This window comes from Sphingomonas sp. IC-11, from assembly GCF_021043365.1.
GTDB lineage: Bacteria > Pseudomonadota > Alphaproteobacteria > Sphingomonadales > Sphingomonadaceae > Sphingomonas.
On record NZ_JAJNDU010000001.1, the window covers coordinates 224,829 to 244,936 of the forward strand.

Sequence of the window (20,108 nt, forward strand, 5' to 3'; positions counted from 1 at the left end):
GATTCTTTGCAACAAAAAAGGGCTAGGCAGAAAAAAGGGGCCCGCATCCAGCGATGCAGACCCCATCCGTTTATCGGCGGGAGTGCCGATCAGTTGGTCGGTGCCTGAGCGGTCTCCGTCTTCACGGCCACCGCCTTGCCGCCCTTCGCCTTGGCGTTGCAGGTGTCGAGCTCTGCACCGTCAAATGCCTCTCCGTTCACGGAAAACCCGGTGAGCGCACCAGCGCTGCGCGCCACAAGCTGGCACGCGATCATCTCGCGGATGGGTGCGTTGGTCGCCACATAGGCGCCGTCACGAACCTGCCACGACGTATCCCGGGTAATCAGGAAGCTCTTGGTGGGCGCAGCCGCGGGCGTCGCGACATAGGTGTCGCGCGGACCCGCGGAAACACCGGCGGCAGCAAGGATCGCCGCGGAGGCGAGAACCGACTTTGCAAGGATGCGAATCATCGAAACCACTCCCCAAAAACCTAATGCGTTCCACCTAATTGCTGCACAAGCGAGTTTCAATAGACAACTCGCATGTGCGAGTTGCTTATCGAAACTCTTATTTTCTATTCGGCGTAGACTTGTGGATGGGCTAGCGTCGCCGCGAGAGGAGCATTGATGGACAAGTTGCGGGAACCCTTGGGAGAATGCAGCCTCCCCGCCGCACTGGAGACAATGGGCGAGCGTTGGGCGTTCCTGATCCTGCGGGCGGCGTTCAACGGGTTGCGCCACTTCGAGGAATTTCAGTCCGAGTTGGGGATTGCGCGCAACATCCTTGCCAGCAGGCTGGGGCGCTTTGTCGATCATGGGATCATGGAGCGTCAGTCCCTCGTCGAGGACCGTCGCAAGATCGCTTACTGCCTGACGGACAAGGGCTATGCGCTACTGCCGACCATGGTCGCGTTGCGGCAATGGGGCGAGCGCTGGGAAACGGGCTGCCCTGCCTTTCCGATCTTGGTTGACGCGCGCGACAATCGGCCGATCCAGCAGGTCGCCGTCCTGAGCCATGACGGCCGTGTGCTCGGGAAAGATGATCTTCACTGGGCGCAGCCCGGCGAGGTCGGCCATGAAGATCGTGACGCGGCGGAATAGGCGGGCTTAAACCACGCCGGCATGGCGAAAGCGGCGGCGGACGGATCCGCCGCCACGACAGGTTAGATGAACAATTCGGCGAGAAAGTCGCTCATCGCCTTCCAGCTGCGGCGATCCGCGCGTTCTTCATAGGCAACGCCGGGAGCGGCTGGCTTGACCAGTTCTGCATCGGTGAATGCGTGGCCTGCATTACCATAGGCGTGGATCTGCCAGTCAGCCTTCGCTTCGGTGAGCTCACGACCCAGGGCGACCATCTGATCCGGTGTTGCTAAAGGATCTTCCCAGCCGTGGCAGACGAGCAGCTTTGCCGTGATAGAGGATACGTTGGCATAGTCGGGTCGATCATAGACGCCGTGAAAGCTTACCCCACCCAAGATAGGCAGCCCACTGCGCGCCATATCCAGCACGCACTTGCCCCCGAAGCAGAAGCCGATTGCGGCGACTTTGGTGGGGTCCACCGCGGAAAAACCCCGCAACGCCTCGAGCGACGCAGATAGACGATCGCGCAGCAACGCGCGGTCGGCGTTCAGCATGTCCATATACTCGGGAACGTTCTCGCTCTCGCGTGTCTTGCGCTTCCCCTGGCCGTAAACATCACAGGCGAGGGCGACGTAGCCGAGTTTCGCAAGATCCTCAGCCTTCCTGTTGTCCGACTCCTTCTGGCCCAGGATGTTGGGGCACACGAGCACGCCCGGACGCGGTGTTTCCACCTCGTCTTCCCAGGCGATAACGCCTTCGAACGGGCCGCCCGGACCGTCATAAACCAGGGTCTGCCGGACGATCGCCATTGCACTCTCCTCTCAAAGGTTGCCCTTCAGCTTGTCGAAGGGCTCTCCTTCTCTCTATCAGCGCGGCAACAATGGAAAAGCCAGCGCGTCGTGAACAAAGGCGCGAACGGGAGAAATGAGACACATGCCCAAGCTCGTCCTGATCCGCCACGGCCAGTCCGCATGGAACCTTGAGAACCGCTTCACCGGCTGGTGGGACGTGGATGTGACGGAGAAAGGCGCCGCCGAAGCCAAAGCGGCGGGCGAGCTGATGGCAGCAAAGGGTCTCGACTTTGACCTGACCTTTACCTCGCTTCAGACGCGGGCGATCAAGACGTTGAACATTGCGTTGGAGGCAATGGGCCGTCTTTGGCTGCCGACGGAAAAGCACTGGCGCCTCAACGAGCGCCATTATGGCGGTCTCACTGGTCTCGACAAAGCGGAGACCGCGGCCAAGCATGGCGACGAGCAGGTGCATATCTGGCGCCGCAGCTTTGACATCCCGCCGCCGGCGGCCGAAGCGGGCAGTGCCTATGACCTGACCAACGATCGCCGCTACGCCGGCATCGACATTCCGGCGACGGAAAGCCTCAAGGACACCATCGCGCGGGTTTTACCCTATTGGGAGGAGCGGATCGCACCTGCGCTGAAGGACGAGCAGCGGGTGCTGATCTCCGCCCATGGCAATTCGCTCCGTGCGCTCGTGAAGCATCTGTCGAACATTCCGGACGACGAGATCACCAGCTTGGAGATCCCGACCGGGCAGCCGATCGTCTATGAGCTCGACGATCAGCTGGCAGCCACCGATCGCTACTACCTCAGCGAACGCTAATCGACAGAAGGATCGCCGCATTGACTGAAAACGCCGCGCGCGGCGGTCTGCTGCTTGGCCTTGGTGCCTATGCGATGTGGGGCGTCTTGCCGCTCTATTTCCGCCTGCTTGCGGCGGTTCCAGCGATCGAGGTGCTGGCGCACCGGGTGATCTGGTCGCTGGTGCTCCTCGTCGGCGTCGTCAGCGTCATGGGGCGCTGGCGAGCGGTTCGGGCGGCCATTAACCCGCGCACTCTCGCGATGCTGGTTGCCAGTGCAGCGCTGATCGGGATCAACTGGCTGATCTATATCTGGGCGGTCAACAACGGGCACACCTTGGCGGGCAGCCTCGGCTATTTCATCAACCCGCTGCTGAACGTCGCATTAGGCGTGGTGGTGCTCGGCGAGCGACTGCGTAAGTGGCAGGGCGTTGCCATCGCGCTTGCTAGCGTGGGCGTGCTGGCGATGGCCTTTGTTGCGCTCGATACCTTGTGGATCTCGCTCTCTCTCGCGGTGAGTTTCGGCCTGTACGGGCTCGTGCGCAAGGTCGTGGCGATCGACTCGCTGGGCGGGCTCCTGATCGAGACGCTGCTCCTCGCTCCGCTTTCGCTCGGCTATGTCGCGGTTGTCGGAAGTGCAGGCAGTGGCGCGATGGGTGCCGCCCGGTCGACGGAAGTGCTTCTCGTTCTGCTGGGTGCGTTAACTGCGCTGCCGTTGCTGATGTTCGCCGCGGCCGCGCGGCGGCTTCCCTATTCCACATTGGCGCTGCTTCAATATGTCGCGCCGACTCTTCAGTTCATTGTCGCCGTAGCGATCTTTGGGGAGCCCCTGCGGCCGCTGCACCTGCTGGTCTTTTCGCTGATCTGGACGGGGTGCGCGATTTTCGCCTGGGATAGTGTCCGGGGCGCTCGGGCGCGTCGTCTCGCTTTGGAGCCGTAACGGGATCTGCACGTTCGATCACCGGGCCGGACATGCTATGTGATGCGGTGATACAAGCTACGGAGGTTACGATATGAGCCGGTCGCAATCCGATGTGATCCGCCACCATCTGGTATTCGCCAACCCGAACCGTGGCAGTTTCGATGGCCAGATCGTGGACGCTTATGTGGAGGCGGCTGAGCGCCATGGGCAGAAGGTGATCGTCCGTGATCTGTACGCCATGGGTTTCGACCCTGTGCTGCGTGATGAGGAGCGGCCACTACACGGAAATGGCGAGATCTCGTCCGACGTCGCAGCCGAGCTGGAGCTGCTTCAGACGGCGCAGATCCTTGTGCTAGTCTACCCGATCTGGTTCGCTCTGCCGCCGGCCATCATGAAGGGTTATGTCGACCGGGTGCTCGGCTCCGGGTACAGTTTTCGCGACGTTCAGCAGCAGTCCGGCCACCCGGCGCTGAGGGGAAAGCCGCTTCTGTCATTCAGCACGTCGGGCACGTCATTGTCATGGCTGCACGAAAAGGGGCAGGTCGGCTCGCTGCGCGAAATTTTCGACGCCTATCTGTGGCAGGGGTTCGGCATGCAGCAAGCCGAGCACATCAGGATCGATTCCGTCGTACCGGATATGAAGGCCGATTACGCCGCGCAGCAGCTTGATCGAGTCCGCGCAACGGCCGAACGAACCTGTGCGATGTTGTTGAGCGCGCGGCATTCGCAGCGAACGGATGCAGTGATGTCCCGAACCGGGGACTAATCCCACCCCGCTTGATCTGCGCGCTTGTTGGCGCTCAAGCGGCGAAAAGCTCGAGCTGCTTCTTCTTCGGCGCGACGAGCGGCTTCAACTCTGCCTTGTCGGTCAAGGCGACGGGGCGCCAATCCTCCGTGACGATGAACGGGCGAATCTTCGCTATCGAAACAGTGAGCCGCGCCACGTCCTCCAGTCGCAAGCGGCGCCAACGCCGGCTGGTGAGGATATTGGCCACCGCCTTCGTGCCGAGACCGGGGACACGAAGCAGAAGTTCGCGCGGCGCCCGGTTCACGTCCACCGGGAAGCTATCGCGAAACTTCAGCGCCCAGGCGAGCTTGGGATCTATATCGAGCGGCAGCATACCGGTGGCTTCATCCGCGGCCGCGACTACTTCGTTCGGTTGGAAGCCGTAGAAACGCATCAGCCAGTCCGACTGATACAGACGATGCTCGCGCATCAACGGTGGTCGTTGAAGAGGTAACACGGCTGAAGCATCGGGAATCGGGCTGAAGGCCGAATAATATACCCGGCGCAGGTCAAACCTGTTGTAGAGCGTTGCCGCCTTGGTGACGATATCACCATCGGTCGCCGCATCCGCGCCAACAATCATCTGCGTCGACTGCCCTGCCGGCGCAAAGCTGGGGGCGGATTTGTAGCGGGATTTCGCGTCCTTGGTATCCAGAATTGACGACTTCATGTCGCCCATCGCACCCTCGATGCGACCACCGTCCTTTTCGGGAGCGAGCCGCTTCAACCCGCTTTCCGTCGGCAATTCGACATTGATAGAGACGCGATCGGCATACAGCCCTGCCTGATGGATCAGCTCGGGATCAGCGTCGGGGATGGTCTTCAGGTGGATGTAGCCGCGGAAATGATGATCCTCGCGCAGCGATCGCGCCACCTCCACGATTTGCTCCATCGTGTAGTTGGATGAGCGAATGATTCCGGAGGAAAGGAACAGTCCTTCGATATAGTTGCGACGATAAAAAGCGAGGGTGAGATTCACGACCTCCTGCGCGGTGAAGCGCGCACGCCGAACATTGGAGCTCTTCCGATTGATGCAATAATGGCAGTCGAAAATGCAGCTGTTGGTCAGCAAAACCTTCAGCAAGCTGATGCAGCGGCCATCCGGGGCATAGGCGTGGCAAATGCCCATCCCCTCTGTGGAGCCCAGCCCCTTGCCATCGCTGGAGTTGCGCTTTGCCGTTCCGGACGATGCACAGGAAGCGTCATATTTTGCCGCATCCGCAAGGATTTCCAGCTTCTGTCGAACGTCGAGCTGCGCCATTCGTTCTACATAAGTTCTCGTTGGGCGCTTGTCGACCTCGTGCGGCGCGCAAGCTATCGACGCAAGGATGGGGACATCGCGTGTTGATCGGCTTGGACCTTATATTCTGCTCGCCCTGACGTGCGCCGCCGGGTGGTTGTTCAAGGCTCATTGTGGCGCGACATGGACCGGCGACGAGCAGTATCTGACCGGCTGCTATTCGGATGCGCTGCCGTTCTGGGGATTGCGAGGCGTAGCCGCGGGCCAACTGCCGTACGTCGAGTCCAGGATCGAGTATCCGGTGCTCACCGGTGCACTGATCTGGCTTGAAGGTCTGGCAGCGCGCACGTTGGCTGGCCCTCGGGCCGACGCGGCTGATTTCCTGCTGGTCGTGTCCATCGTCAATGCAGCTTTCGCCTTTGCAGTGATGAGAATGATGGAGCGCGCGGGCTTGCCGCTGCTGCGGCGCTGGTGCTGGGCCGCCGCGCCGCCACTGATCCTGTACCTTGGGCATAACTGGGACATGCTGGCGGTTGCTCTTGCCATGGCCGCCATCCTCGCTGCTCGGCGCGGTGAGCCGGCGGCAGCAGCCGCGCTGGCGGCGATTGGCACCGCCGCCAAACTTTTCCCCATCTTGTTACTGCCGCTGCTCGGCCTCAGCGCGCTGTTCCAGCGGAACCGTAGTTGGACAGCACGATTTCGCAGCGCCGGTGGGCTGGCGCTTGTTGCAGTCGTCTTCTGGGGCGCGCTGAATGCCCCGCTCGCGGCTCGCGCATTCGAGAACTGGGCCGAATTCTACACATTCAGCCGCGAACGAAGTGGCACCGCTGCATCCGTCTGGGAAATTCTAGCGGTACAAGGATGGTGGAACACGGACCTGGCGACGCGAAACCTCTGGTCGTTTCTGATCTTCGCTGGCGGGGCAGGAGCGATCGTCGCGTTCGGCTGGCCACGGCATCGCGATCACCTCTGGGCCTTGTTCACGCCCGTGCTCGCGTGGTTTCTTCTCACCAACAAAGTCTATTCGCCGCAATTCGACCTTTGGCTCTATCCCTTCCTCCTGTTGACGAGCCGCCGGCTGTGGCCGATCGCCTGGTTCGCGCTCGGGGACGTAGGCGCTTACTGGGCGGAGTTCTGGTTCTTTGCTTCTTTGGGCGGGGGCGGACCGGGCGTGACCCAAATGCATATCGCCTGGGCAGCCGCATTTCGGGCGGCGGCGTTGCTCTGGATAATTGTTGATATTGTACGGGGCCGTGCGCCCGATTGGGTGATGACGAGAGCTCGGCAGGAAGCTCGCAATATCGGGTCAGTTCATCTGAAGCGATGAGGTGGCATCATCACCCATGCGGGTCAGAACTTCGCTCCATCCACCTTCTCGATCGTCAAAGAATCGAGATCGATGGTCGGAACGCAGCGCAGGTTGATCGCCGCCATCGCGGTTCCGCCCGGCGCTGTACCGCTACCAAAGGGCTGGCAACCGCAGGTTGCGCAGAAGCGATGCGCGATCACATGCTTGTTGAAGAAGTACTCGGTTAGCGATTCTGTACCCTGGGTAATCGTCAGCGCCTCCGCGGGTACAAACGACAGCAGAAGTCCCTTCCTGCGGCAATGCGAGCAATTGCAGCTGATCGCTGTCGTGGGCGGTTGGTCATCGACACGAAAGGTGACCTCACCGCAGTGGCAGCTACCCTCAAAAGCCATTTCACTCTCCCGCAACAGCGGTGGATGGTAGCAGTACCGGTCGACACCGCAACAACATGGGGAGGCGGTCGCTCGCCAGGCTGCGGACAATCACTCCGCCGCGAGCAACGTCTCCGCTGCCTGAAGGTCGACCGACACCAATCGGCTGACGCCGCGCTCGATCATGGTGACGCCGAACAGGCGGTGCATGCGGCTCATCGTGACGGCATTGTGGGTGACGATGAGGTAGCGCGTTTCCGTCTCGCGGCTCATGCGATCGAGGAGGTCGCAGAAGCGCTCGATATTGGCGTCGTCGAGCGGAGCGTCGACTTCGTCCAGGACGCAGATCGGCGCGGGATTGGTGAGGAACAGGCCGAAGATGAGCGCCACCGCGGTCAGCGCTTGTTCGCCGCCGGAGAGCAAGGTGAGCGACTGGAGCCGCTTGCCGGGCGGCTGCGCCATGATCTCCAGCCCGGCCTCGAGCGGATCATCCGAATCGACGAGTTCGAGATGCGCCTGGCCGCCGTTGAATAGGGTGGTGAAGAGGCGCCGGAAGTGGCCGTTCACCGCCTCGAACGCGGCAAGCAGGCGCTGGCGGCCTTCGCGATTCAGTGTGCCGATGGAGCCGCGCAGACGATTCACGGCCTGGCCCAGCTCCTCGCGCTCCGCGGCGTTGCCGCTGGCGCCGGCCTCGAGCTCCGCCAGTTCCTGCTCGGCGACGAGATTGACCGGGCCGATCCGCTCCCGATCGCGGATCAGCTTGTCGTGGGCGGCGGCCTCCTCTTGCGGGCTGCGAACGTCGGCAACGGCAAAGCCGACCTTCTCCGGGAGGACCGGGGCGGGGCATTCGAAGCGTTCGCCCGAGACGCGGCCGAACTCGACGCGGCGCAGCTCCTGGTTCTCGGCGCGTGCGATGGCACCGGCGCGCGCCTCACGAACCTCGGCCAGCGTTTCGCCGGCGCGGCGGGCGATTTCCTCGCTTTGCCGTAGCGCGGCCTCGGCGGTGCGTTCGGCGGCGGCCAGTTCCTCGGCGGTACGGCGAGCCGCATCATGCGCAGCATCGGCCACGGCGATGGCGGCGGCGAGTTCGTCGGGGCGCGCGGCGATGGCGGTGGTTTCGGCGGCGATTTCCGCCTCGCGCTTGCCCATGTCGGCAATCCGCCGGGCAGCGTCGCCGGCGCGGGCGCGCCAGCTTTTCACATCGGCCTGTGCGGCGGCGAGGCGGGTGCGGGCGTCCGCCCCGGCGCGCTCGGTGGCGACGCGGGCGGCGCGCGCCTCGGCGACGGCGGCGCGGCGCTGCTCAGCCTCGCGCTGGAGCGTGGTGACGGTGGCGGCGGTGGCGCTGGTATCGGGCAGCGCGGTGAGCGCGGCGGCGGCGGTTTCGTGGTCGCGCGCGGCCTCGTCGCGTTCGGCGGCAGTCCGCGTCGCGCGGGCGTCGAGGTCCGCGCGCAAACCGGCCAGCCGCTCGATCTGGGCGGCGGCGCGGTCCTGCCGGGCGTGCGCGTCGCGCGCGGTAGCATCGGCGCGGGCGAGCTGTTCGCGGGCGGTGCGTGCGGCGGTGCGGGCGGTGGTGATTGACGCTTCCTCGCGGGCGAGATCGGCATCGGCCGTTGTCACGCGCTCGCGGGTGGCGGGGAGCGCTTCGTCGATCGCGGCAAGGCGGTTGAGGCGTTCAAGTCGTTCGGCAGCCGCAGCGCCGCCTTGTTTCGCGACATAGCCGTCCCAGCGGCGGAGCTGGCCGGTGCGGGTGACGAGGCGTTCCCCGGGCGCCAGCGGGCGCTGATCGTCGGTTTCGAGGACGATGATGTGCGCGAGGCGGGGGGCGAGAAGTGGTGGCGCGGTGACGTAGTGGATCAGGCGGTCAGCCGAGGCGCTTGCGCCTCCCTCTGACTGGGCGGCGGCATCTGACCAGTAAGTGCTGGCCTGCTGATCGAGCCCAACCTCCAGATCGTCGCCCAAGGCTGCCGCGAGGGCGCGTTCGTAGCCGGGCGCGGCGCGGACGTGATCAAGCAGGCGGTCGCGGCCCTTGCGCTCAGTGGCGCGGCGGAGCGCGGCAGCCTCGCTGTCGAGCGCGGCGAGATCGGCGCGCGCGGCGGCGCGGGTGGCTTGCGCTGCGTCTCGCGCGGTGAGCGCGGTGCGTTCAGCCGCTTCCGCCTCAGCCTGCGCGATGCGGGCGGTTTCGGCCTGCTGGAGAGCGGCGGCGAGTGTGGCGGCGGCGGTGTCGCGATCATGCTCGATCGGGGCGGCGTCGCCTAGCGCGGCGAGCTGCTGCGCGACCTGTGCCACCTCGCGATTGGCGCGGTCGAGGCGAGTGCGGGCGGCGGTGACGGCGGCCTGGGCGACGCGGGCGTCGGCAGCCTCGGCGGCCTGGCGGGCGAGTGCCTGGGCAAGTGCGACTTCGGCGTCGCGGGCTAGGCGCTCGGCCTCGGCGAGGGCGGCCTCGCGCAGCGGCAGGTCGGTCGCGGCACTGGCGATGGCGGCTTCCAGCGCCTTGCGCTCGGCATCGAGCCGGGCGAGCGCTTCAGCGGCGTCGTTGGCGAGGGCGCCCTCGCGCGTGCGATCGTCGGCGATGCGCGCAGTGGCTTGCGCCAGTTCGGCGAGGCGGCGGCGGGTGGCCTGCTCCTCGGCGCGAAGGGTGGCGAGCTGGTGGGCGATCTCGCTGCTTTGATCGCGCGCGACGAGGGCGGCGGCGCGTGCGGTGGCGAGCGTTTCGGTGGCCTGTGCCTGCGCGGTCGCGGCCTGTTGCTGGAGAAGATTGGCCGCGGTCACGCGTGCCTCGGCCGCCGCGGCCTCTGCCTTGGCCAGATCGGCAGCGGCGGCTGCTTCGCGCCAACGGGCGAAGATCATCCGTGCCTCGGCGAGCCGGATCTGGGTGGAGAGGAGGCGGTATTTTTCCGCCTGGCGCGCCTGACGGCGGAGCGCGGCGGCGCGTGCCTCCTGATCGGCGATGACTTCGTCGAGCCGCAGCAGATTGGCCTCGGTGGCGCGCAATTTCTGCTCGGCGTCGCGGCGGCGGACGTGCAGGCCCGCGATGCCGGCGGCTTCCTCCAGCATCGCGCGGCGGTCGGTCGGCTTGGCGGCGATCACCGCGCTGATCCGCCCCTGACTGACGAGGGCGGGCGAGTGCGCGCCGGTCGCCGCGTCGGCGAACAGCAGCGACACGTCCTTGGCGCGCACGTCCTTGCCGTCGATGCGATAGGCGCTGCCGGCGCCGCGTTCGATGCGGCGGACGATCTCGGTCTCCGCGCCGTTCACCTCGGCGAGGAGCGACACCTCGGCAAAATCGCGCGGGGGGCGGGTGGCGGTGCCGGCGAAGATCACGTCTTCCATGCCGGCGCCGCGCATCGATTTCGCGCTGTTCTCGCCCATCGTCCAGCGCAGCGCCTCGAGCAGATTGGACTTGCCGCAGCCGTTGGGCCCGACGACGCCGGTCAGCCCCGGCTCGATCCTGAGATCGGCCGGATCGACGAAGCTCTTGAAGCCGGAAAGGCGCAGCCGCTTGATCTGCACAGTCGCGCAGTCTTGGCGCGATCAGCAGGCGTTGCGCAAGGGGGCGTCAGTTGCGCTGTGCGACCAGCCCGCGCGCGATGACCTGCGCCTGGATTTCCGCTGCGCCTTCAAAGATGTTGAGGATGCGCGCGTCGCACAGGATGCGGCTGATCTCGAACTCCAGCGCATAGCCGTTGCCGCCGTGGATCTGAAGGCTGGCGTCGGCATTGCTCCACGCGGCGCGGGCGGCGAGCAGCTTCGCCATGCCGGCCTCGATATCGCAGCGCTTGCCCGAGTCCTTGGCGCGCGCGGCGGCATAGGTGAGTTCGCGCGCGGCGATGAGATCGACGAGGCTCATCGCCAGTTTGTCGGCGACGCGCGGGAAGTGGATGATCGCGCGGCCGAACTGCTGGCGGTCGAGCGCGTAGGAAAGGCCGAGTTCCAGCGCGCGGCGGGCGACGCCGACGGCGCGGGCGGCGGTCTGGATCCGGGCGCCCTCGAAGGTGCGCATCAGCTGCTTGAAGCCCTGACCCTCCTCGCCGCCGAGCAGGGCGTCGGCGGGGGCGGCCATGCCGTCGAAGGAGAGCGCATATTCGCGCATCCCGCGATAGCCGAGCACCTCGATCTCGCTGCCCGACATGCCCGGCGCAGGGAAGGGATCGTCCTCGGTGCCGCGCGGCTTGGGGACGAGCAGCATCGAGAGGCCGGCATAGCCCTTCGCATCCGGCAAGGTGCGGGCGAGCAGGGTCATGAGGTCGGAGCGGCTGGCGTGGGTGATCCACGTCTTGGCGCCGTCGATGCGCCAGGCGTCGCCATCCCCATCAGTAGCGGCGCGGCGCGCGCGGGTCTGGAGCGAGCCGAGGTCGCTGCCGACATCGGGTTCGGTGAAGACGGCGGTGGGGAGCACCTCGCCGCTGGCGATGCGCGGGAGCCACTCGGCCTTTTGCGCTTCGGTGCCCGAGCCGGCGATGAGTTCGCCGGCGATTTCGGAGCGGGTGCCGAGCGAGCCGGCGCCGATCCAGCCGCGCGACAATTCCTCGGTGACGATGCACATGACGAGCTTCGACAGGCCGAGGCCGCCGTGAGTCTCGGGGATGCAGACGCCAAAGGTGCCGAGCTGCGCCATGCGCGCGACGGTAGCGTCGGGGATCAGATCGTTGGCGAGGTGCCAGCCGTGCGCGTGGGGCAGGATCTCGGCATCGGTGAAGCGGCGGAACTGGTCGCGGATCGCGTCCAGCTCGGCATCGTGGAGCGTTTCGCTCGGCCATTCGCCGGCGGCGAGCCGGTCGACCAGTGCGCGGCGATCAGCGGCGGCGTCATGATCGAGGAGGTCGGCGCAAGTGCTCGCCAGCGTGCGGGCGGCGGCGGCGAGGCCGAGGTCGGCGGGGCGGAACAGCTCGTTCTGGCCCATCGGCAGGCCACCGACGAGCTGCGCGATGCTCTCCTGAAAGGCGAGGCGAGCGACGAGGGCGTTGATCTCACCGGCGTTGCGATCGGACCAGTCGGCCACCGCCTCCAGCGCGGCGACGGTGGTGGCGACCCAGGCGAAGCCGTGCGCCGCGCGCTGCTCGGTGTCGATCGGCGCGGCGTCGAGCCGGGCCGCGAGGGCGGCACGGGCGTCGTCGCGATAGCGTTGCGCCGCCGCCAGTGCCTGCCCAAGCGCGCTCATGCGCGCGCCCCCATCGAAAGCCGCAGCATCAGGCGCGCTCGAACACTGCGGCGATGCCCTGGCCGCCGCCGATGCACATCGTCTCCAGGCCATAGCGGCCGTCGCGGCGGACGAGCTCGCGCGTCAGATTGGCGAGGATGCGACCGCCGGTCGCGCCGATCGGGTGGCCGAGCGAAATGCCCGAGCCGTTGACGTTGAGGATCTCGTTGCGGCTGTCGTCCTTGCTCCAGCCCCAGCCCTTGAGCACGGCGAGCACCTGCGGCGCGAATGCCTCGTTCAGCTCGACGAGATCGATGTCGTCCCAGCCGAGGCCGTTGCGGGCGAACAGGCGCTCGACCGCAGGGACCGGGCCGATGCCCATGCGTGAAGGATCGCAGCCGGCGGCGGCCCAGCTGTGGAACCAGGCGATCGGCTCCAGACCCAGCTCCTCCAGCTTGTCCTCGGCGACGACGAGGCAGGCGGCGGCGGCGTCATTCTGCTGGCTGGCGTTGCCGGCGGTGACGACGCCGCCCTCGAGCGGGCGCAGACGCCCAAGCGAGTCCATCGTCGCGTCGGGGCGGAAGCCCTCGTCGCGATCGAAGACGATCGGATCGCCCTTCTTCTGCGGCACCGAGACGGGGACGAGCTCGTCGGCGAACAGGCCCTGTTCCCACGCGGCGGTGGCACGCTGGTGCGAGCGGACGGCGTAGGCATCGGCCTCCTCGCGGGTGATGTCGTAATCCTTGGCGAGATTTTCGGCGGTCTCGATCATGCCGCTGATGACGCCGAACCGCTCCACAGGCTGCGACATGAGGCGGCCGCGGGTCAGGCGATCGTGGATCGTGAGGTTGCCCGCGCGCACGCCCTTGCGGATGTCGGTGGTGTAATGTTCGACGTTGGACATGCTTTCGCAGCCGCCGGCGACGACCACGTCGCTGACGCCGGTCTGCACCATCATCGCGGCGTCGATCACGGCCTGAAGACCCGAGCCGCAGCGGCGGTCGAGCTGATAGCCCGGCACCTCGATCGGCAGGCCGGCGGCGAGCCATGCCCAGTGGCCGATCGCGGGCGCCTCGCCATTGCCGTACCCTTGCGCGAACACGACGTCGTCGACGCGGGCAGGATCGATCTTGGTGCGCTCCATCAGCGCCTTCAGGATCGTGGCGCCAAGCTGGCCCGCGGTCAGCGAGGAGAGGCTGCCACCGAACTTGCCGACGGCGGTGCGGATCGGGGCGACGATGGCGGCGCGGCGGAGGGTCATTGTGTCAGCTCCTGCTTGGCGGGAGCGAACTGGACGAACAACCGGCCGTCCGTGGGGACGATCCATCTCGCCTGTGAGCCCGCTCTCCTTGTCGCCATCCGGTTAAAGGATGCGGGCCCCGGTTTCAATCATCGGCAAGAAGATTCAGCGGGCTGAAAAATCCTGCCAACAGGCGATGCTTATTCGGCGGCGACTTTCGTCGCGTCAGCAGCGGCCTCGATCTCCGCTGCCTTGGCTTCGACCAGCCGGACGATGTGGTCGATCATCCCTTCGTCCTGAACGACATGGTCGGTCACGCCGGAGAGATAGACCATGTGCTTGCCGTTGCCGCCGCCGGTAAGGCCGATGTCGGTCTCGCGCGCCTCGCCCGGGCCATTGACGACGCAGCCGAGGACGGAGAGCGACATGGGGGTGCGGATGTGCTGAAGCCGTTCCTCCAGCGTCTGCACGGTGCGGATCACGTCGAAGCCCTGACGCGCGCAGCTGGGGCAGCTGACCACGCGCACGCCGCGGTTGCGGATGCCGAGGGCCTTCAGGATCTCGAATCCGACGCGGACCTCCTCCTCCGGCTCGGCCGAGAGCGAGACGCGGATCGTGTCGCCGATGCCGTACCAGAGGAGCGATCCGATGCCGATCGCGCTCTTCACCGTGCCGCCGACGAAGCCGCCCGCCTCGGTGATGCCGAGGTGCAGCGGGCAATCGACCGCCTCGGCGAGCTGCTGATAGGCGGCGACGGCGAGGAACACGTCCGATGCCTTCACCGCGACCTTGAATTCGTGGAAGTCGCGGTCCTGCAGCAGCTTGATGTGATCGAGCGCGCTTTCGACCAAAGCCTCGGGGCAGGGCTCGCCGTATTTCTCGAGCAGGTCCTTTTCGAGGCTGCCGGCGTTGACGCCGATACGGATCGCGCAGCCGTTCGCTTTGGCGGCGTTGACCACCTCGTTGACGCGATCGGCGGAGCCGATGTTGCCCGGGTTGATGCGCAGGCACGCCGCGCCAGCATCCGCCGCCTCGAGCGCGCGCTTATAGTGGAAATGGATGTCGGCGACGATCGGCACGCGCGCCGCGCGCACGATCTGCTTCAGCGCGGCGGTGGATTCGACGTCGGGGCAGCTGACGCGGATGATGTCGACGCCGGCGTCCTCGCAGCGGCGGATCTGGTCAATCGTGGCACGCGCATCGTCGGTCGGCGTATTGGTCATCGTCTGAACGGTGACGGGCGCATCGCCACCCACGGGCACGTTGCCGACCATGATCTGGCGGCTCGCACGGCGGTGAATATCACGCCAGGGGCGTAGGGACATCGAAGGGCTTCCTATCGGCTTTGGCGGCGATATAGCGCTTCGCACACATAAACGAAACGTGGGGCAGGACGATGACGCTTTCGCTGTACGACGCGGTAATTCCGTCGAACATTCAGATCCTGGGCGCGATCGATCGCCTGCTGGACAAGGCGGAAGCGTTTGCGGCCGAAAAGGGCATGACCGCCGCCGAGCTGATCGACGCGCGCCTGGCGCCCGACATGCTGCCGTTCGGTTATCAGGTGAAATCGGTGGCGGAACATTCGATCGGCGGGATCGAGGGCGTGCGCGGGGGCAATTTCTCGCCCAGCATGGCGGCGTGGCCGACCGACTTTGCCGGGCTGCACGAGCGGGTGCGCGGTGCGATTGCCGCATTGGAGGCCGTCGACCGTGCCGAGTTCGACACGCTGGCGGACCGCGATACGCAATTCTCGATGGGCGAGCTGCGCATGCCGTTCACCGGCGCGCAGTTCCTGCTCTCCTTCTCGCAACCGAACTTCTATTTCCATGCCACCACGGCTTATGGGATCCTGCGATCGCTCGGGATGAAGATCGGCAAGCGCGACTTCCTGGGCGCGTTGCGGATGAAGCGCTAATCCGCGCGATCTATCCGTAGTCGCCGCTAGCGGGTAGTCAGCGCGCGATGCAGCGGCACTATGGCCTCGACTGGCTTCGGATCGGGGCGTTCGCGATCCTGATCCTTTATCACATCGGCATGGTGTTCGTGCCGTGGGGCTTCCACGCGAAGCTCGCGGCCGAACAATGGGTGACGGTGCCGATGATGCTGTCCAATCCGTGGCGATTGTCGCTGTTGTTCCTTGTCTCGGGCTATGCCAGCCGGGCGCTGTTCGTGCGCCATACCGGGCCGTGGCCGTTCATGCGCAACCGCACCGCGCGGCTGCTGATCCCGCTCGTGTTCGGCATGGCAGTGATCGTGCCGCCACAGCCGTGGGTCGAGCTGGTGACGCAGCATGGCTATGCTGCTGGCTTCTTCGCGTTCTGGTCGGGCGATTATCTGGCGTTCGGCCGCCTGGACGGGCTGTTCCTGCCGACATGGAACCACCTGTGGTTCGTCGCTTACCTGTGGGTCTATACGCTTGCCTTTACCGCCGTGCTGACGGTTACGCCGGGCGGCGTGCGGGCGCGGGCACAGCGCGTGTTCGAGCGGCTGTTCGGCGGGGCTGGCGCGCTGATCCTGCCAACGGCGTGGCTGATGCTGGTCAGCGGCGTCCTGTTCCCCGGCGCGCGCGAAACGCATGAGATGGTCGGCGATTGGGTGGCACACGCCACCTACTTTCCGATGTTCGTGCTCGGCTATGCCATGGCGGGCAGCGAGCGAATGATCGCGACCTTTGCGCGTTGGTGGAAAGTAACGGCGATCCTCGCTTTGCTGGCGTTTCTGACCGTGGCGGCAATCCAGATCGTCTTTGCCGGCTATCGCGTCACACCGCGGCCGTTCGGCACGATCTTCAGCCTGGCGCGCGGCGTGCAGGGCTGGATGACGATCGCGGCGCTGATCGGGATCGCCGAAACCTTCTGGAACCGCGACCATCGCTGGCGACCGATGCTGACGGAGGCCGTGTTTCCCTTTTACATCATCCACCAGACGATCATCGTGGTGGTGGCCTATTGGCTGCTGCACGCCGGGCTGCCGCTTGGGCTCGATTTCCTGATCCTGGTGGCGGCGACGGTGGCGGGATGCTGGGCCTTTTACCTCGGCGGCCGCCGCATTCCCTGGCTCCGCCCGCTGATCGGCCTGCGTCTGCACCGCCCACGCGCCGATATTCCCGATTCACGCCCGGCCATTGTTTGAAAAAGAGAAGAAGAAGGGATTTCATGCGCCTGTTTCTGCCTGTTCTCGCCGCCTTGCTGGCCACCCCGGTTACCGCTCAGCAGGCGCCCCGCTGGTCGCTCGCGATCCACGGCGGCGCCGGGGTGATCGAGCGTGACAAGCTCTCGCCCGAGCAGGACAAGGCGATCCGCGCCGCGCTGAACCAGGCCCTGAAGGCGGGTTCGGCCGTGCTGGACAAGGGCGGCAGCGCCCTGGATGCGGTTGAGGCGGCGATCCACGTCCTGGAGGATGATCCGCACTTCAACGCCGGTCGCGGCGCGGTGTTTACCTGGGATGGCCGCAACGAGCTGGACGCGGCGATCATGGATGGCCGCACCCGCGCCGCGGGCGCCGTGGCCGGCGTCACCACCACCCGCCACCCCGTCAGCCTTGCCCGTGCGGTGATGGAAAAGAGCGATCACGTCTTCCTGGGCGGGGCAGGTGCCGACGCCTTCTCCCGCGCCCAGAAGCTGGAACAGGCGGACCCCAGCTGGTTTGCAACGCCAGAGCGTCGGCAGCAGCTGGAGACGCTGAAGGCCAAGAAGCTGTCAGCCATCGACGTCGATCGCAAATATGGCACCGTCGGCGCCGTGGCGCGCGACGCGAACGGCCATGTCGCGGCGGCGACGTCGACCGGCGGCGTGACGGGCAAGCGCTGGGGCCGGATCGGTGACGCGCCAGTGATTGGGGCCGGCACCTATGCCGATGACCGTGCCTGCGCCGTTTCCGCGACGGGGGCAGGGGAGTATTTCATCCGCGAGGGCGTGGCGCACGAGATCTGTGCCAGGATCCGCTTCAAGGGCGAGAGCCCGCAGGTCGCCGCCGATGCGGTGATGGCGGAGGTTCAGGGACTGGGCGGCGACGGCGGGGTGATCGTCAACACGCCGTCCGGCGTCACGGCCTGGAGCTACAACACCCCCGGCATGTACCGCGGACGGGTAAGCGCCGGCAGCGCCCCGACGGTCGCGATCTACCGCGACGAGCCGTAGGAGGTACGCCCCTCCCCCACGCAGCGGCGGAGGCCCCGTTGCGTGGGGGGGGAGGGGCCACGCAAGAGCGGAGGTCAGTGGCCGCAACGTCGGCCGCCAGGCGATGACGTGCTACCCAAGCGCGGTTAACTGGAAATCGATGTTTGGATCAGCGCTTGTGCAGCGCGTTGCCCCGAAAGCCCCTTCAACGTCAGCAGCGTAGGCGTGGGTCGATAGCGGCGGACGATCTCCTCCGCCCGCTTCTTATCGCCGGGCGATAGCTGCTGTTCAAAGCGGCTGAGCCACGCCTCCTGCTGTGCGTCAGGTTCTGACCGAGACAGGAAGAGCCGAAAATACGCTGCTGTTTTTGCAGGATCGGGCGTGATTCCCGATGTCCCGTTGTACACTGATGCGAGTGTCAGCAGGCTTTCGGTCCATCCTTGCGACGCAGACTTTTCGAGCCAAGCGAGGCCCTCCGCCATATTGCCGCGGCGTGCATAGAGGATGCCTACGTCCTGTTCGGCCAGAGCATATCCTGCCTTTGCAGCGACCAGCTTGTATTCAAGCGCTTTCTCTTCGTCGAAGGAGACCAGTCCTGCCCCTTGTCCGTCGTAATAGCAGCCGATTTTATAGGACGCCAATGGATCACCCAGAGCCGCAGCCTTCCTGAAGGCGGCGAGTGCCTTGTTGAGATCTTTGGCGGCACCCGACCCGGTGTGGTATGCCATTCCCAGGTGGTAGATCGCCTCTGGGTTATCGGTCTTTGCAAGCCGTTCCAGCGACGGGAGCAACCCCGCCTCTTGTGCGTGCCCCGCGGTTGCCATCAAGGCAACTGCCGTCACCGACGCCGCGATCAGTCGCATACTCCTCCCTGCACGATACAGAATGACCGCGTCTTCTCACTTGCTTTCGCCAGGGCGACTTATTGTGCGCGGCGGCAAGAAGTGCCCGGATCAGACCGGGCCTCAGGTTGTTCATTCGCGGAAGGCACGTTCCGACAGGCGGGTGATCGGCGTCAGGATGTACTGCAACACCGTGCGCGGATCGCCGAGCAGGTTTACCTCCGCCGTCATGCCGGTGCCGATCGGCAGCAGCTTGTTCGTCCGCCGATCCAGCAGGCCCTTGGTGTCGGTGCGGACGTAGACGTTGTAGTAGCTCACCTGAGCCCGCTCATCGACAATCGCGTCTGGCGAGATCGATTCCACTTTCCCGTCGATCCAGCCGTAGATGGAGCTGTCATAGGCGGTGATGTTGATCCGCGCATGCTGGCCGGTTCGCACGCGGGCGATATCTTCGGGCCGGATGCGTGCTTCGATCAGCAGCGTGTCGCGTGAGGGCGAGATTTCGGCAAGCGGCGCCCCCGGGGAAACGGCGGCGCCGACGGTTGTCACCAGCACGCGGTTGATCCGCCCGGCGAGCGGTGCGCGCACGGTGGTGCGTTGTACGCGTGCTGCCAGCGCCGGGATGGTGGAGGCGCGTGCCGCCAGGTCCGCCTGTGCCCGCGCCAACTCGTCCGCGGCACGCGCTCGCCAATCCTGCCGCGCCTGGGCGAGGCTGGCATTGGCCTCTGCCACGCCGGCCTGCGCGCGGGCGAGCGACGCTGCGGCCTGCGCCGCTTCGCTTGCGGCCACGGAGGCGGCGCTGTCGGCCTGCGCCAGGGAAAGGCGTGGCTCGATCCCTTTTTCGACGAGCGGCTTGATCGTGGCGAGCTCGGTAGCCCGCGCCTCGCGCGCGCTTTGCCGGGCACTGAGCGCGGATTGCGCCTCTGCCACTGCGCGGGTGGCCTGCACGCCGCGCGCGCCATAGGCGCCGGTAATGCCGGCCAGTTCCTGCATCCGTGCGGTGTGCAGCGCCTTCTCGATCTCGATCTGCTCAGCCACCGCCGCGTTGATCGGCGCAGGATAGACCGGCTCGCGGCCGAGAACCTCCGCCTTCAGTCGCGCGATCTTGACCTGAAGCGCAGCGGCCTGCGCTTCGCCTGAACTGAGCTCACCCCCGGTCGCCGTGGGATCGAGCCGGACGAGCGGCTGACCGGCCCGCACCACTTGTCCGGTACGGACCAGGATCTCCTGCACGATCCCGCCTTCAAGATTGGACACGGTCTGCAACTGAGAGCTGGCGATCACCCGACCCGGGCCACGCACCGTTCGATCAAGCGTTGCCCAGGACGCCCAGATTATGAAGATGACGAAAAAGGCGAGGATGGCCCAAAGCAGCACGTTGGACGCCTGGCGCGGCTTGATGCGCTCCGCCAAATCCTCGAGCCGCGTCGGTTCGGCTGGTGCCAGGGGGTTTACGGCGCGCGGGGCAGGTGTTTGCGACATGG

At 66.0% G+C, this 20,108-nt stretch carries 18 protein-coding genes; 8 read left to right on the forward strand and 10 right to left on the reverse strand.

Annotated elements, in window-relative coordinates:
• Nucleotides 1-89: 89 nt before the first annotated feature.
• Nucleotides 90-449: a CC_3452 family protein gene (locus LQ954_RS00985; protein WP_231021486.1), complete on the reverse strand. Its 360-nt coding sequence runs from the start codon at nt 447-449 to the stop codon at nt 90-92.
• A gap of 156 nt (nt 450-605) precedes the next feature.
• Here LQ954_RS00985 and LQ954_RS00990 point away from each other — a divergent pair, with 156 nt between their 5' ends.
• Nucleotides 606-1,079: a winged helix-turn-helix transcriptional regulator gene (locus LQ954_RS00990; RefSeq protein ID WP_227771279.1), complete on the forward strand. Its 474-nt coding sequence runs from the start codon at nt 606-608 to the stop codon at nt 1,077-1,079.
• 62 nt (nt 1,080-1,141) lie between these two features.
• Here the strand turns inward: LQ954_RS00990 and LQ954_RS00995 are convergent, their stop codons facing one another.
• Complete coding sequence (locus LQ954_RS00995) at nt 1,142-1,867, reverse strand: dienelactone hydrolase family protein (RefSeq protein WP_227771280.1); 726 nt, start codon at nt 1,865-1,867, stop codon at nt 1,142-1,144.
• 124 nt (nt 1,868-1,991) lie between these two features.
• On the opposite strand from LQ954_RS00995, the gene gpmA reads away from it, so the two are divergent.
• The 3 genes from gpmA to LQ954_RS01010 all read left to right on the forward strand — a co-directional run bounded on the left by gpmA (nt 1,992) and on the right by LQ954_RS01010 (nt 4,343).
• A complete protein-coding gene (gene gpmA, locus LQ954_RS01000) occupies nt 1,992-2,678 on the forward strand; it encodes a 2,3-diphosphoglycerate-dependent phosphoglycerate mutase (RefSeq protein ID WP_231021488.1) in 687 nt (228 codons plus the stop codon).
• Nucleotides 2,679-2,698: 20 nt separating this feature from the next.
• Nucleotides 2,699-3,595 (forward strand): EamA family transporter RarD, encoded by an 897-nt coding sequence (rarD, locus tag LQ954_RS01005; protein WP_231021490.1) that lies wholly within the window; start codon nt 2,699-2,701, stop codon nt 3,593-3,595.
• A gap of 73 nt (nt 3,596-3,668) precedes the next feature.
• The gene (locus tag LQ954_RS01010) at nt 3,669-4,343 is read left to right on the forward strand and encodes an NAD(P)H-dependent oxidoreductase (protein ID WP_231021492.1); all 675 of its coding nucleotides are present in this window, start codon (nt 3,669-3,671) and stop codon (nt 4,341-4,343) included.
• A 34-nt stretch (nt 4,344-4,377) separates the two neighbouring features.
• Here LQ954_RS01010 and LQ954_RS01015 read toward each other — a convergent pair whose 3' ends face one another.
• A complete protein-coding gene (locus LQ954_RS01015) occupies nt 4,378-5,625 on the reverse strand; it encodes a putative DNA modification/repair radical SAM protein (protein WP_227771284.1) in 1,248 nt (415 codons plus the stop codon).
• A gap of 67 nt (nt 5,626-5,692) precedes the next feature.
• Between LQ954_RS01015 and LQ954_RS01020 the strand changes: the two genes are divergently transcribed.
• Nucleotides 5,693-6,931: a glycosyltransferase 87 family protein gene (locus LQ954_RS01020; protein ID WP_231021493.1), complete on the forward strand. Its 1,239-nt coding sequence runs from the start codon at nt 5,693-5,695 to the stop codon at nt 6,929-6,931.
• A gap of 23 nt (nt 6,932-6,954) precedes the next feature.
• On the opposite strand, the gene LQ954_RS01025 is transcribed toward LQ954_RS01020, so the two are convergent.
• The 5 genes from LQ954_RS01025 to ispG form a co-directional block, all read right to left on the reverse strand.
• Complete coding sequence (locus LQ954_RS01025) at nt 6,955-7,305, reverse strand: GFA family protein (RefSeq protein ID WP_231021495.1); 351 nt, start codon at nt 7,303-7,305, stop codon at nt 6,955-6,957.
• Between the two features lie 90 nt (nt 7,306-7,395).
• Nucleotides 7,396-10,794: a chromosome segregation protein SMC gene (gene smc, locus LQ954_RS01030; protein WP_231021496.1), complete on the reverse strand. Its 3,399-nt coding sequence runs from the start codon at nt 10,792-10,794 to the stop codon at nt 7,396-7,398.
• A gap of 46 nt (nt 10,795-10,840) precedes the next feature.
• Entirely contained in the window at nt 10,841-12,442 is a 1,602-nt protein-coding gene (locus tag LQ954_RS01035) for an acyl-CoA dehydrogenase family protein (protein ID WP_231021498.1), read from the reverse strand.
• A gap of 28 nt (nt 12,443-12,470) precedes the next feature.
• Nucleotides 12,471-13,682, reverse strand: coding sequence for an acetyl-CoA C-acetyltransferase (locus tag LQ954_RS01040; protein WP_231021500.1), 1,212 nt, complete (start codon nt 13,680-13,682; stop codon nt 12,471-12,473).
• Between the two features lie 179 nt (nt 13,683-13,861).
• Nucleotides 13,862-14,986, reverse strand: a complete 1,125-nt coding sequence (gene ispG, locus LQ954_RS01045) for a flavodoxin-dependent (E)-4-hydroxy-3-methylbut-2-enyl-diphosphate synthase (protein ID WP_231021502.1) — start codon at nt 14,984-14,986, stop codon at nt 13,862-13,864.
• 71 nt (nt 14,987-15,057) lie between these two features.
• Here ispG and LQ954_RS01050 point away from each other — a divergent pair, with 71 nt between their 5' ends.
• Genes LQ954_RS01050 through LQ954_RS01060 form a run of 3 tightly spaced genes read left to right on the forward strand, consistent with a single transcriptional unit; the run spans nt 15,058 to nt 17,803 of the window.
• The gene (locus tag LQ954_RS01050; protein WP_231021504.1) at nt 15,058-15,579 is read left to right on the forward strand and encodes a DUF1993 domain-containing protein; all 522 of its coding nucleotides are present in this window, start codon (nt 15,058-15,060) and stop codon (nt 15,577-15,579) included.
• Between the two features lie 47 nt (nt 15,580-15,626).
• On the forward strand, nt 15,627-16,796 hold the full coding sequence (locus tag LQ954_RS01055; protein WP_231021506.1) for an acyltransferase family protein: 1,170 nt from the start codon (nt 15,627-15,629) through the stop codon (nt 16,794-16,796).
• A gap of 23 nt (nt 16,797-16,819) precedes the next feature.
• On the forward strand, nt 16,820-17,803 hold the full coding sequence (locus tag LQ954_RS01060) for an isoaspartyl peptidase/L-asparaginase family protein (protein WP_231021508.1): 984 nt from the start codon (nt 16,820-16,822) through the stop codon (nt 17,801-17,803).
• A gap of 125 nt (nt 17,804-17,928) precedes the next feature.
• Here the strand turns inward: LQ954_RS01060 and LQ954_RS01065 are convergent, their stop codons facing one another.
• Together LQ954_RS01065 and LQ954_RS01070 are read right to left on the reverse strand one after the other, a co-directional pair.
• Nucleotides 17,929-18,645 carry a tetratricopeptide repeat protein gene (locus LQ954_RS01065; RefSeq protein ID WP_231021509.1) on the reverse strand — a complete coding sequence of 239 codons (717 nt, stop codon included), beginning with the start codon at nt 18,643-18,645 and terminating at the stop codon, nt 17,929-17,931.
• A gap of 111 nt (nt 18,646-18,756) precedes the next feature.
• On the reverse strand, nt 18,757-20,106 hold the full coding sequence (locus LQ954_RS01070) for an HlyD family type I secretion periplasmic adaptor subunit (RefSeq protein WP_227771295.1): 1,350 nt from the start codon (nt 20,104-20,106) through the stop codon (nt 18,757-18,759).
• Between the last annotated feature and the right edge of the window lie 2 nt (nt 20,107-20,108).